The following is a 13747-nucleotide window of genomic DNA, read 5'->3' on the forward strand; positions in this document are numbered from 1 at the left end:
GTCACCCCGGCGCGCATTGATTGCCTCGCGCTCTGCACCATCGAAGGTGAAAAACGCCTTCATCTCGAAGTCACTGATATCGCGGGGCAGCTCACGCATCCCCAAAAACGTCGTTTGCCAGTCCTGCATCGTGAACCCCATTAGCGGGAGGCCACGATACCCGTTTGAGAAGTGAACAGGAAAGCCAACAGAATCAACGATCTACCAACACCACCCCCGCGCCAGTGCTGGGTTTGCGTACCGCCAGTTATTGCACTGAAAACGAGGGGACCCCAAGTCGGCATCACAGATGTGCGAAGCGAACTCTTACCGGAAGAGAAGCTCAAGGCGATTGGAGACCTTTCTGCTGGCAACACAGTGGTTGGCATGGTGGGAGACGGCATCAACGATGCTCCGGCGCTTGCGAAGGCGAACATTGGTTTTGCGATGGGCGCGGCCGGCACGGATACCGCGATTGAAACGGCAGACGTGGCGCTGATGGACGACGACCCCCGCAAGCTTGCGGAGTTCGTCAGGTTGTCCAAAGCAACCACGGCGGTGCTGTGGCAAAACATCTCTGTTGCGCTCGGCATCAAGGTCGTTTTCCTTACGCTCGCACTCACTGGCCAGGCAACCCTATGGATGGCGGTGTTTGCAGATATGGGGGGCAGCCTGCTGGTGGTCTTCAACGGACTGCGTCTTTTGCGGAACAAGGCCTGACTGTTCGTTCTAGCGTCAATAGCCTTCGCGGTGACGATGGTCAAATGGGCGACTTCGACGCCCCACACTCGGCTTAAAAGTTCGGGCAAGGACCGGGACTCTTTCGTTGAACCAGATGAGATTGCTCGATGAGAACGAATGAAGTCTCTGAGCGATTCGGAGAGATCTAGTGCCCGGCCGCAAATTGCTTGCATCATTGATGGAGCCGGTACATAAGGCACTCAGACGGTGTCTTAGCAAACAACCGGATCGTTGGGCAATTCGTTACAGCCATGGTGCCGAGCCGGGAAATGCTGAGAAAGCATACGACTAATTGCGTTTATTCCTTGCAAAGAACCGACTTGGAACTCTCCAATCCTAAACTTAGCCTCCATGTCTCGACAGACCACCGACCATTCATGTGGATCACAGCAGGCGTGAATACCCCGATCAGCAACGATCTCGACTCGATGCTCAGCGAGCAAGATGTAAATGAGCACGCCGCAGTTGTGTTCTGTATCCCAGATTCGAAGTTGGCTGAACAGATCAATCGCACGCTCGCGGGCTGATTGCCCCCGCCACAGTGGTGGCCCATCAAGAGCGCCTTCGACGACGAAGCGCAACTCCCCCATGTGGGTAGATTCGCAGGCCCCTATGGCCTGCTCAATCGCAAGCAAAGTTGCGGCAGGAAATGCGCGCTTCACTTGCCACGATGGCGTCAACAAGTGACGAATGAGGCGAGAAAGATTCATCGTCACCATCTCCCAGAAGCACCGCCGCCACCGAAACCGCCGCCGCCGCCACGGAACCCACCGCCACCCATACCGCCACCTCCGGGCCATCCACCTCTCCCGTGGTGGCCCCCAAGGCCGATACCCAGCAATGTGACGAAAAATCCGGCCAATCCTGCGACCAACACAGCCGTCAGCGTTCCGACGACAAGCCAGGCAAGTGCACTGAGTACACCGCCTGCCACCAAAGCACCGGGCAGCCTGCCCAGCACCCGTCGAAGTATTCCTCCCAGTACCAGCGCGACCACAAGCACGGCGGGCCATGCCTGCCGGATATCGCCCTCGCTGTCAGCGCGACGTGATGGGGCAGGAAGAGCCTCACCATCCAGAATTCGCTGAATCTGCTCCATGCCTGCCGATATGCCGCCGTAGAAATCGCCCTGGCGAAACTGCGGTGTGATGATCTCGGCAATCACACGACGGGCTTTCACGTCATCCAAAGCGCCCTCCAAGCCATATCCGACCTCCAGTCGGACCTCTCGGTCATTCTTGGCCACGAGCAGTAACGCACCGTCGTCGATTTTTCGGCGTCCCAGCTTCCATTGTTCGACCACGCGCATTGCGTATTGCTCAATGGCCTCGGGGCGCGTGGTCTGCACCATCAGAATGGCCAGTTGGATACCCTTGCGCTCCTCGTACGAGCTGAGTGATTTGTCCAAAGAGGAGACCTGATCCGCCGTGAGGGTCCCCGTCAAGTCGGTGACACGACCTTTCAGTGGAGGGACAGGCTGAAGCTCCTGCGCCGCCGCCCCAAGTGCGACAACCAGCGACAGCGTCATGCTCAAGAGCATGCGCAGCCACTGACGGACCAAGCCCCGGTCGGAGTTCACTTGGATGCACCAGAGGCATTGCCTGGTGCCCCGAAATCGACTTTGGGAGGCACTGCAATGGCTTTCTCATCCGACACGGAGAAATTTGGCTTCACGTTGTAGCCAAACACCATGGCCGTCAGGTTGGTCGGGAAGCTACGGACAGTGACGTTGTAGTCCTGCACGGCCTTGACGTACCGGCCACGAGCGACAGCAATCCGGTTTTCCGTGCCATCCAACTGTGCCCGCAAATCCTGAAATCCTTGATTGGCTTTCAGGCTCGGGTAGCTTTCCGACACCACCAGCAATCGCGACAGCGCACCCGACAATTGGCCTTGTGCGGCCTGGAATTTCTGGAACGCTTCAGGGTCGTTGATCAATTCAGGGGTCGCCTGAATGGCCGTCGCTTTCGCGCGGGCCTCAACCACCTTGGTCAGAGTCTCTTGCTCAAAATTGGCTTCGCCTTTGACGGTGGCCACAATGTTTGGAATGAGGTCGGCTCGGCGTTGGTATTGATTGAGCACCTCTGACCAACTTGCCTTGATCTGCTCATCCGTTGACTGAAAGGTGTTGTAACCACACCCCGACAACGAAATCGTGAGGGCAGCCAAGGGGATGAAAGACAACTTGCGCATGGTCATGACTCCTGTGGCGGCCCGATGGGCCGGGAACAACATAGTGAAAGGCTGGACACGGCGATCTCAACCCATTGAAACAACCACGAAGTTTGCTCAGTGACAGGCATCAGATGCCGAGCCGCTTCGTCGGGGTGGACCCAATGTCGCCGACTTTGAGCAATTGTGATCGTGGTTGGATCAAACGACTTGAATTTCAGCGGTCACGCGGATGGAAGTGCTTGGAGCGATCCTTTGCAGGATCTTTGTGAGCGTCGGTAGATTTCGCCGAGCCATTGTCAGATTTCTCAGTGGATGCCGGTTTTGCAGCGGGGACGTAGCCCTTGTCCTGCGGGTGGGAGTGCGGAGTCACCGCAGCCTTGGAAGGCTGCGCAGCGGCGCTATTGCCATCCGCTTCTGCAGCCATCGAGGTCAGAGAAAAGGTGGCAGCTCCAGCCATTGCCAATGCGGCAATCATCAGATTGGTCTTCATAAAAAGCTCCGTTTCAATGGATGTTCGACATGAACAACTGCATGTTCACACCCAGCACCTAACGAGGAGATGGCGACAAAATTACAAATCTGTCACCTTGTCTCAAGCTTGATTGACCAAGGTGTTCATGCTGGTTGGCCTCCTGATTTCGGCTTGCTTGACCAAGGCATAGATGGCGGGAATGACCGCCAACGTCAGAACCGTCGACGAGATCATTCCACCCACCATGGGAGCTGCAATCCGACTCATGACCTCGGCCCCCGTTCCGGTTCCCCACATGATCGGAAGAAGCCCCGCCATGATGGCCACCACGGTCATCATTTTTGGGCGCACGCGTTCGACCGCACCGTCCATGACCGCTTCGTACAGGTCGGCTACCTCAGGAATTCTTCCCTCCGCCTGGCGCCGACGTTTGATCTGGTCCCAGGCATGGTCCAGGTAGATCAGCATCACAACCCCCGTTTCGGCGGCCACACCCGCCAAGGCGATGAAGCCCACCGCCACGGCCACCGACAGGTTGTATCCCAGGATCCACATCAACCAGACGCCACCAACCAATGCAAACGGGACCGACAGCATCACGATCAAGGTTTCCGTCAGGCGTTTGAAATTCAAGTACAGCAACAAGAAGATGAGCAGCAAAGTCACCGGGACCACGATCTTCATTTTTTCCACGGCGCGCTCCATGGATTCGAACTGACCACTCCAGGTCGCGTAGTAGCCCGGCGGGAACTTGACCTGCTCGTTCACGGCCTTTCGCGCATCGGCCACATAGCTGCCGATATCCCGTCCCCGGATGTCCACGAAGATGTAGGCCGACAGCAGCGCATTCTCGGTACGGATGCCTGGGGCACCTTTGCCGACCTCGACCCGGGCCAATTGACCCAACGGGATCATGGAGCCATCCATGGTCGGAACCAGCACCTGCTGAGCGATCTGCTGCGGGGTGGATCTCAATTCACGCGGGTAGCGCACCGTCACGCCAAACCGCTCCCGACCTTCAATGGTCGTGGTGACCATCTCTCCACCCAGTGCAGTGCCGATCACATCCTGCAACTCGCCCACCCCCAGTCCATATCGGGCCAGTTGCATGCGATCAGGTTCGATGTTGAGGTAGTACGCGCCCGTGAGCCGCTCTGCAAACGCCGAGGTCGTGCCGGGAACTTGCTTGACCACCGTCTCGATCTCTCGCGCCAGGCGCTCCATTTCGCCGAGGTCTTTGCCGAACACTTTGATCCCGATGGGCGTCCGGATGCCCGTGGACAGCATGTCGATGCGTGCTTTGATGGGCATGGTCCAGGCGTTGGAGACGCCCGGAATTTGCAAGGCCTTGTCCATCTCCGCAATCAATTTGTCGGTGGTCATGCCGGGCCGCCAATCTGTCTCTGGCTTGAGGTTGATGACGGTCTCGAACATCTCGGTCGGCGCTGGATCCGTGGCCGTTGCAGCGCGCCCCGCCTTGCCGTACACAGAGGCCACTTCAGGGAAGCTCTTGATGATCTTGTCTTGGGTCTGCAGCAGTTCAGCAGCCTTGGTGATGGACATGCCAGGCAAGGATGCCGGCATGTACAAAAGCGTGCCCTCATTGAGGGTGGGCATGAACTCCGACCCCAATCGGCTGGCCGGGTAAAGCGAGGCCACCAAAATAATCAACGCGACCGCGACGGTGGCCTTCTTCCAGCGCATCACGCCGGCGATGATGGGCCGGTAGAGCCAGATCAAGAGCCGGTTCACCGGATTGCGCGCCTCCGGCATGATCCGGCCTCGGATGAACAGCATCATGAGGACAGGCACCAAAGTCACCGACAAGATGGCCGCCCCCGCCATGGCGAAGGTCTTGGTGAAGGCCAAGGGGGAGAACAAGCGCCCTTCCTGGGACTCCAGCGTGAACACCGGCAGGAATGAAACGGTGATGATCAACAATGAGAAAAACAGCGCGGGCCCCACCTCTTTGCAGGCCGCGATCATGGCTTCAGCTCGTTGGCGGTGGTCGTGTTCGGGAGCGAGGCGCTCCAAATGCTTGTGCGCGTTCTCGATCATCACAATCGCTGCATCCACCATGGCGCCGATGGCGATGGCGATTCCCCCGAGGCTCATGAGGTTGGAGTTCATGCCCAACAGCCGCATCGCGATGAAAGCCATCAGCACCCCAACTGGCAGCATCACAATGGCGACCAGGGCCGAGCGAACATGCATCAGGAACACGACACAGACCAGCGCCACGATCAGGCTTTCCTCCAGTAGCGTTCGTTTGAGGGTGTCGATGGCCCGATGAATCAGGTCAGAGCGGTCATAGACCGCTTCAATGCTCACACCAGCGGGAAGCCCAGCAGACACCTCCGCGATCTTGTCTTTGAGGTTGTGGATGACCTCCAGCGCATTCTGGCCATAGCGGGCCATGGCAATGCCCGAGACCACCTCTCCGTCGCCATTGAGCTCAGAAAGCCCACGGCGTTCATCAGGAACCAGCTCCACGCGTGCAATGTCGCGCACCAGGACCGGGGTGCCCTTGTCGGCTTTCAGCACCAGGTTCTCGATGTCGGACGTGCCTCGCAGATAACCTTTGCCGCGCACCATGTACTCGGCCTCCGCCATCTCCACCACCCGACCGCCGACATCTCGATTGGAATCACGCACCACCTGCCCCACTTTGGCCAGGGAGATGCCATACGCTCGCAACTTGATCGGGTCGACCGTGACTTGATAGGTCTGCACGAAGCCGCCCAATGAAGCAACCTCAGCCACACCGTGCGCCTTGGTCAATTGGTAGCGCAGATACCAGTCCTGCAGAGTGCGCAACTCGGCCAGCGTCTTGTCCTTCGCGAGCACAGCGTACTGATAGACCCACCCCACACCCGTGGCATCCGGCCCAATTTGAGGAGTGACCCCTTTTGGCATGCGACCTGCCGCGAAGTTGAGGTACTCCAGGACACGCGACCGCGCCCAATAGATGTCGGTCCCATCTTCGAAGATGATGTAGACAAATGAGGCGCCAAAAAACGAGAAGCCTCGCACCACCTTGGATTTGGGAACGGACAGCATCGCGGTGGTCAATGGATAGGTGACCTGATCCTCGACCACCTGAGGTGCCTGACCTGGATACTCCGTGTAGACGATAACCTGCACGTCCGACAAATCGGGCAACGCGTCCAGAGGGGTTCGGAACACCGCCAACACACCGCCAACGACGACAAACAGGGTCGCCAGGAGCACCAAAAATCGATTCCGTCCCGACCAATCAATGATCTTCGCCAGCATGTCGCCTCCTGAAGATCACTGATGCCCAGCGTGGGCGTTGGTCGTAGTGGGGGATTGCGTCTGAATCGACGTGATGACCCAGTCACCCTGTCCGCGCTCTACAAATTCGAACCGCACTTTGGCCCCAGGCTTCAGGCCTGCCAACAGGCCGCCATGACTCACCTTGAACTCCATGGACATGGCTGGCCATTTGAGGCTGGGCACTTCGCCATGGGCGATGGTCACGGTCGCGGCCTTCGCGTCGATCTCTTCCACTTGGCCTTGGGTCTGATGCGTGACGGTGGTGGCCGTCTTGGCACCGGCCGCGCCCTCTTGCGCTGGGCGTGTGCCGTGCCCTTCATGCCCCAAGCCACCGATGGCGGCCTTGAGGTTGCTTTCCGCATCGATCAAGAAATTGGCCGCGACCACCACCATCTCGCCCTCTTTGACGCCATCGAGAACCTCGATGCGATCTTCGCTTCGAGCCCCGAGCTTGACGTCGCGCGGCTCAAACCGCCCCTCGCCTTGCTGAATCAGGACGATCTGACGCGTGCCACTGTCAATGACAGCCGATGACGGTACGCTGAGCACAGCGCCCCTCGCCAAAGCAGGTAGTTCCACCTGGGCATACATGCCCGGCTTCAGCAGCCCCGCCGAATTGGACAACTCGACGCGCACAGGGACCGTGCGGGTTTCGCTCTTCAGCGTGGGATAGACATAGGTGATAGCGCCGGAAAACGTCTTGTCCGGGTAGGCATCAACCCGTACTTTGGCTTGCGCACCGGCCTTGACCAGGCCAATGTCTTGCTCAAACACATCGGCAAGCACCCACACAGAAGACAGGTTGGTGACCTGATACAAAGCCTCTCCAGGCATGAAGCGCATTCCCTGAATCGCCTTTTTCTCCGTGACGACGCCGGCCACCGGGGATCGGAAAGTGAGGGTGCGGCGAGTGGATCCCGAGGGGGACAAGGCCTTGATCTGCTCCTCGGAGACATCCCAGTTGCGCAGCCGCATCAAGCTGGATTCGGCCAATTCACGCATGCCACGTTGGGCCTCGTCACTCGCCCCTTTCAGGGCATCAACCCCTTGAGTCGCGATGAGGTACTCGCGTTGTGCGGACACCAGTTCCGGACTGTAGACCTCAAACAGGGGCTGTCCCTTGCTCACAACCTGTCCGGTGACATTGACATGCAGTCGCTCGACATAGCCCTCGAATTTGGGGGCGATGGCGTACGTCAGCCGCTCGTCGGGTTCAATGCGTGCGGCCGCACGAACCAACTTGTTCCACTGCCCCAATGTGACGGCTTCCACGCGGACGCCAAGCTTTTGGACTTTTTCGGTGCTGATCCGCAAGGTGTTGGGGGTGTTGCCTGGAGCCTCCGCCTCGGACTCTCCTGCGTAGACAGGAACATAGTCCATGCCCATGGGGTCCTTCTTGGGCGTTGGAGAGGTATCCGGCAAGCCCATGGGGTTGCGGTAGTAGAGAACCTTGCGCTCTTTTGGCGCTCCGTCCTTCATATCGGCCAGGGCCGACGGCTCGGTGATGTGACCCGACACCTGGCGAGTGCCAAGCCAGTACCCACCGCCTGCTGCCAGCAAGGCAACTGCCAGTGCACCGACGCCCACCGCGAACGGCTTGCTCATAGATCCTCTCCCACAATGCGTTCAATTTCTGCCAGCCGCATCTGTGCGTTCATGCCCGCGGCGACCTGGTTCAACTTGGCTTGGCGAATCTGCTTCTGAGCGTCCAACAACGTGGCGAAGTCGACTTTGCCGGACTCATACCCGGCCAACGCCGATCGAAACGTCAATTCGGACTGAGGCAACAGGCTGTCGGCAATCAACCCCAGCGTGCGCCTGGAGGCTTCCAGGCCCACCACGTTCTCATAGAGGTCGGCCAAGATTTGTTTGCTGACCTGTTCTTGTCGAGAGCGGGCTGCATCCAGCATGGCTTCAGATTCGCGCTCCTGCGCGCGCCGGCTGTCTTGCTGCAGGGGAATATTGAGTTCGAGCATCAGCTCCCACTCACGGAACGAGCCACCGTACTGAATGGGGGAGACTCCCACCGTGAAATCGGGATATCGGTTCTTGTAGACCAGCTCCCGGTTCTTTTCAGCAGCCCTGATTTGAAAGGCTTCTGTTCTGAGAAGCGGGTTGTGCTCACGTGCGCGTTGCTCCAATGCAGGAAAGCTTGAGCACTCGGGCGCAGGCAAAGATCGGATCTGCTCAGGCTCAGCCAAGGCTTCGGCAGCAGAGCGACCGATGAGCGCATTCAACTTGCCCAGGAGTTGCCTGTGCTCGGTGTCCAGGTTGATCAACTCGGTGCGCATGGCTGTTTGCTCCAACTGAGCCCGAATCACATCCTGCTGGGCCGCCAGACCACCGGCATAGCGCGCTTGGGCCACCTTTTCGAGTTGAACCATCAGATCAAGGATCTCCTGGTTCAATCGCCTGTTTTGACCGTGGTAGTAAAGCTGCGCGTAAGTCGCCTTGATTTTGGATGCCAGCTCGTTCCATGTGCCTTCAGCACGCCCTCGCGCAGCATCGGCTTGCGATGTGGCCACCTCTCGTTTCAGTTCGCGCTTGCCTGTCCACGGCAGATCCTGCATCAACAGGTAACGCGTGCTGCCCACGCGCCCAGGGAGCAGTGTCGGATTTTGATCGCCGGCGCGCGTGATGTCTCGCCACTCTGTGCGGAACTTCGGGTCAGGCAAGGCGCCTGCAGGATCTATTCGCGCTTGGGCTGCCACTACATCAAAGCGCATGCTGGCGTATTCAGGGTTACTGTCCCTCGCATACTTCAACAGACTTTCGACACTTTGTCCGAGTTGTGCGTCCTGGGCAAAGCTTGCTGATGCAAGACCAACAGTGAGCGCAATAGCGCACAAATGGATGCGGTGTCTCATACTGAGGGTCAATCCTGCTTGGAGCTTCTCAAGGCGGCATTCAGTTGATCAACAACCTCGGCCCAGTCGGCGTCTCGCATCAACTCGTCGCGCAGGAGCGCCGATTGAGCAGGGCTCCAAAAGGGCGCGTTTTCCAAGGCGACCTCGGACGCCAACGGGCTGTGCACCCTCAAAAAGATCTTGATGCTCTCGATATCCGAGGGCAGGCCCAATTGCTTGAACAACTCGGAAAAGCGATGAAAAAACGGATCCATGGCAGGAAGCCCTCCAAATCGAAGTTGTTGAATTCTCGAATGCGCGGCCTGACGGGAAGATGTGCGGCAGATGACAAACCCGTCAGGTCAACGATCAATCGGCTTGCCGCAACCGCAAGGCATTGCCGATCACAGAGGCTGAGCTGAAACTCATGGCCAGGGCTGCGATCAGCGGGGATAACAGCCAGCCAGTGGCGGGATACAGAACACCGGCCGCAATCGGGATCCCCAGGGCGTTGTAGAGAAAGGCAAACATCAAGTTCTGTTTCATGTTGCGCACGGTGTCCTCGGACAAGCCGCGCGCAACCACGATGCCTCTCAAATCACCTTTGACCAACGTGACCTGGGCGCTGTTCACCGCCACATCCGTGCCTGTCCCCATGGCAATGCCCACATCAGCTTTGGCCAAGGCCGGTGCATCGTTGATGCCATCACCAGCCATCGCGACCACCCGCCCTTCGCTTTGCAGGCGCTGGACCAGTTCCAGCTTGTCCGCAGGCTTGACCTCGCCGTGCACCTCGTCAATGCCCAGCCGATTGCCAACGGATCGCGCCGTGGTCAGCCCATCACCCGTGGCCATCACAATGCGCAGCCCCGCTGCTTTGAGCGCCGCCAGGGCTTCGGGGGTGCTGGACTTGATCGGGTCAGAGACAGCCAACAAACCGATCAGTTTGCCGTCTGAGGCCAAATGCATGACGCTGGCTCCCTCAGAACGCAAGGCCTCGGCCTGTTCGACCAAGGTTTCGACCGAGATGCCAAGTTGCTCCATCAGCGCCGTGTTTCCCAACGCCAGTCGCCGATCACCGACCTTGCCTTGAACGCCAATGCCGGTAGCCGATTCAAACTGCTCAGGCTTTTGCAATGGCAGACCACGCTCGCGGGCTGCTCGCACAATTGCGTCGGCCAGGGGATGTTCACTGCCCTGATCCAGGCTCGCGGCCAAGAGCAATACCTCATTGATCTCATGTCCCGGCACTGGAATGGCGCGATCAAAAGCCGGACGACCTTCGGTCAGCGTTCCGGTCTTGTCGATGATGAGGGTATCGATCTTGCGCAGGTTCTCGATGGCAGCTGCATCGCGGAACAGCACTCCATGTGTTGCTCCGCGCCCGGTGGCAACCATGATGGACATGGGAGTCGCCAGGCCCAACGCACAAGGACAGGCGATGATCAGGACCGCGACCGCATTGATGAGGCCGTAGACCCATCGAGGTTCTGGACCAAACAATCCCCAGGCAAAGAACGTGAGCACGGCAACGGCGATCACGGCCGTCACAAAGTAGCCCGCAACCATATCGGCCATGCGTTGCATCGGAGCCCGGGACCGCTGCGCTTGCGCCACCATTTGGACGATCTGGGCCAGCATCGTGGCCGAGCCGATGCGCTCAGAGCGCATCACCAGTGCGCCGCTGGTGTTCAGCGTTGCGCCGATGACCTTGTCACCCACCCTCTTGGTCACCGGTACTGGTTCCCCGGTCAGCATGGACTCATCGATGGAGCTGCTGCCTTCGATGACCACACCGTCCACAGGCACCTTCTCGCCTGGCCGAATCCGCAGGCGGTCGCCCACGTGCACATGTGTCAGCGGCACGTCTTCTTCGGTGCCGTCCTCTCTGATGCGGCGCGCGGTCTTGGGGGCCAGGCCCAACAAGGATTTGATGGCCGCCGAGGTTTGCGAGCGCGCCTTCAGCTCCAACATCTGCCCCAGCAAAGTCAGCGAAATGATGACTGCCGCAGCCTCGAAATAGACGGCCACACGCCCCATGGAGATGAAGGAGGCCGGAAACACCTGCGGTGCTATCGTAGCGACGACACTGTAGACAAAGGCCGCACCGGTTCCCAGTCCGATCAAAGTCCACATATTGGGGCTGCGGTTAAGCAGGGACTGCCAGGCGCGCACGAAAAAAGGGCTTGCACCCCACAACACGATGGGCAGTGAAAGACCTAGCTCGATCCAGCTCTGAACCGACATGTCGAACCAGTTGAGCTGGTGACCGAACATGGCCAGAACAAACACAGCTGATGTCAGTGGCAGCGTCCACCAAAAGCGATGGCGAAAATCCCGAAGCTCTGGGTTGTCGTCCTCTTCCAATTCGGGCAACAAGGGCTCCAGCGTCATCCCGCATTTGGGACAGTTCCCTGGATGGTCCTGCCGGATTTCAGGGTGCATGGGGCAGGTGTAGAGGGCTCCTTTGACGGGGGCCACGTCAACTTCGGTGGCAGCCCCGGAAGGGGCGTGATCTAGGCATGCTGCGTCACCAGTCTCATGATGGTGGTGTGCATGTTCATGGGTGTGAACCGCTTCCGAAGGCCCCGGATGGATATAGCGAGCCGGATCCTCAGTGAATTTGGAATGGCAATGGGCGCTACAGAAGTAGTAGGTCCGCCCCTCATAGTTCTGGAGATGGCTTGAAGTCGCCGTCACTGGCATCCCGCAAACGGGATCATGAAGTGCATCGTCGCTACGTTCGCCTTGCTCGACGTGGTGTTGGTGTGTCATCCGTCCTACTCCTGCGCACCTGAGCCGGCCGCCCGGAAACTTGGAATGAACCGGGGCGTTTTCTGGGCATACGCGTCGAAAGCAGCGCCGAACTCTTTGCGCATTTCGGCCTCCTCCGTCACCGCCAGTCGCCCATACATCAGGAGCAACACGGGAAACATCAACAGCGTCAACAACGTGGGCCATTGCAGCAAAAAGCCCAGCAAGATCATCACGAAGGCAACGTACTGTGGGTGGCGCACTCGTGCATAGGGCCCAGCAGTCGCCAATTCGTGGCGACGTTGGGCGTGGTACAGAACATGCCAGGCTACGGAAAGAAGATAGAACCCGTAGCCCAGAAAGACATAGCTGGCAATATGCAGAACACCGAAATGAGGATCGCCTTTCTCACCAAGCAAGGTGGACCAAAGATGGCCTGCGTTGTGAGACAAGACGTCGAGGTTGGGGTAAAGCGTTTGCAGCCAACCAGACAACAGATAGATCGTCAACGGGAAGCCATACATCTCGACAAAGAGGGCCACCACAAAGGCGGAAAAGGCACCAAAGGTTCGCCAGTCGCGTGCAGTCGCAGGCTTGAAGAAACTGAAGGCGAACATGATGAAGATCGCCGAATTGATGACCACCAATGACCACAAACCGTAAGCCGACTCCGTGTGATTCATGATGGATCTCCTGGGCGTTGAGATTCTGAGCTGTTGGTGTCATCCGGTTTGTGATGCCGATGATGTCCGTGGCCCCCATGGCCGTGATGCATGAAGACATGCATGAGTGGGCATGCCAGCAGCAACAAAAATGGCAGCGCACCGACGACGTGCGCCAAGTGCTCTGTCAACAGGAAATATGCGGCAATACCACCAATCACGATCCACCCGATGGCATAGCGCGAGGACCAGAAGCTGGGGGGGTTATCGTGCCCCTCATGATGATCATCCATGGCGATTCTCCTGTTGAAGTTGGGAGTCAGTCAGTTGGCTGGGGCTGGAGCTGGCATGCGGTCCATCATCATCTGCATCATGGACTCCATCATGTCCATTCGCTTTTCCATCATCTGCTGACTGCTCGGCATGCCCGCTTTTTTGGTCTTGTCTGAAGACATCCCCGACATTGAAGACGCTCCCCCCATTTGCTTCATCATGCTCATGCCGTCTTGCATGAGCTTCATGTGTTCGGCCATCAGTGCCTGCCGCTCCTCAGGCGTCTTCGCCGCAGCCATCTTGTCGTGCATGGCTTGCATCGCTTTCATGTGCTGGTCCATCGCCCCCATCTTGCCGCCACCCATGGCGCCAGATGCGGGCTTTGGGGCCGGTGCTGCAGTGGGTGCCGCTGCCTCCGGATGGTGGCCCTTGTGTTCGTCTGCAGTTTGTGCCGATGCCGCCAGTGCGGCTGCAGCGATGCAGAGTCCGATCAATGTTTGACGAGTGTTGGTCATGGCTTTCTCCATTCACGGGTTGACGACGATGAA

General features: G+C 58.6%; 12 protein-coding genes and 1 pseudogene. 1 reads left to right on the top strand and 12 read right to left on the bottom strand.

Annotation, left to right across the window (positions count from 1 at the left end; genetic code table 11):
- Window positions 1-273: 273 nt before the first annotated feature.
- A pseudogene (locus tag L880_RS0124070) lies at window positions 274-699 on the top strand (HAD-IC family P-type ATPase); the annotation flags it as partial.
- A gap of 233 nt (window positions 700-932) precedes the next feature.
- Here L880_RS0124070 and L880_RS35190 read toward each other — a convergent pair.
- From L880_RS35190 to L880_RS0124120, 12 genes are all read right to left on the bottom strand, one after another.
- Window positions 933-1430 carry a TPM domain-containing protein gene (locus tag L880_RS35190; protein ID WP_084461633.1) on the bottom strand — a complete coding sequence of 166 codons (498 nt, stop codon included), beginning with the start codon at window positions 1428-1430 and terminating at the stop codon, window positions 933-935.
- 2 nt (window positions 1431-1432) lie between these two features.
- Complete coding sequence (locus L880_RS0124080) at window positions 1433-2248, bottom strand: TPM domain-containing protein (RefSeq protein WP_425389209.1); 816 nt, start codon at window positions 2246-2248, stop codon at window positions 1433-1435.
- A 47-nt stretch (window positions 2249-2295) separates the two neighbouring features.
- Window positions 2296-2913 (bottom strand): LemA family protein, encoded by a 618-nt coding sequence (locus L880_RS0124085; protein WP_027477836.1) that lies wholly within the window; start codon window positions 2911-2913, stop codon window positions 2296-2298.
- A gap of 196 nt (window positions 2914-3109) precedes the next feature.
- Entirely contained in the window at window positions 3110-3385 is a 276-nt protein-coding gene (locus L880_RS35895) for a hypothetical protein (protein WP_157463048.1), read from the bottom strand.
- Window positions 3386-3487: 102 nt separating this feature from the next.
- Window positions 3488-6643: an efflux RND transporter permease subunit gene (locus L880_RS0124090; protein ID WP_027477837.1), complete on the bottom strand. Its 3156-nt coding sequence runs from the start codon at window positions 6641-6643 to the stop codon at window positions 3488-3490.
- Window positions 6644-6658: 15 nt separating this feature from the next.
- Window positions 6659-8269 carry an efflux RND transporter periplasmic adaptor subunit gene (locus L880_RS0124095; protein WP_027477838.1) on the bottom strand — a complete coding sequence of 537 codons (1611 nt, stop codon included), beginning with the start codon at window positions 8267-8269 and terminating at the stop codon, window positions 6659-6661.
- Window positions 8266-9531, bottom strand: coding sequence for a TolC family protein (locus tag L880_RS0124100; RefSeq protein WP_043330476.1), 1266 nt, complete (start codon window positions 9529-9531; stop codon window positions 8266-8268). The genes L880_RS0124095 and L880_RS0124100 overlap by 4 nt, the downstream gene beginning before the upstream one ends.
- Window positions 9532-9539: 8 nt before the next feature.
- Window positions 9540-9785, bottom strand: coding sequence for a DUF2789 domain-containing protein (locus tag L880_RS0124105; RefSeq protein WP_027477840.1), 246 nt, complete (start codon window positions 9783-9785; stop codon window positions 9540-9542).
- A gap of 94 nt (window positions 9786-9879) precedes the next feature.
- A complete protein-coding gene (locus tag L880_RS33405; protein ID WP_043330479.1) occupies window positions 9880-12285 on the bottom strand; it encodes a heavy metal translocating P-type ATPase in 2406 nt (801 codons plus the stop codon).
- A 5-nt stretch (window positions 12286-12290) separates the two neighbouring features.
- Window positions 12291-12947 carry a methyltransferase family protein gene (locus tag L880_RS0124115; protein WP_019577761.1) on the bottom strand — a complete coding sequence of 219 codons (657 nt, stop codon included), beginning with the start codon at window positions 12945-12947 and terminating at the stop codon, window positions 12291-12293.
- Window positions 12944-13219 (bottom strand): DUF2933 domain-containing protein, encoded by a 276-nt coding sequence (locus L880_RS35195; protein ID WP_084461626.1) that lies wholly within the window; start codon window positions 13217-13219, stop codon window positions 12944-12946. Before L880_RS35195 ends, L880_RS0124115 begins: the two co-directional genes overlap by 4 nt.
- Before the next feature lie 30 nt (window positions 13220-13249).
- Complete coding sequence (locus L880_RS0124120; protein WP_027477841.1) at window positions 13250-13714, bottom strand: hypothetical protein; 465 nt, start codon at window positions 13712-13714, stop codon at window positions 13250-13252.
- Window positions 13715-13747: the final 33 nt, after the last annotated feature.

The sequence above is a fragment of the Curvibacter gracilis ATCC BAA-807 genome (genome assembly GCF_000518645.1).
Lineage (GTDB): Bacteria > Pseudomonadota > Gammaproteobacteria > Burkholderiales > Burkholderiaceae_C > Curvibacter > Curvibacter gracilis.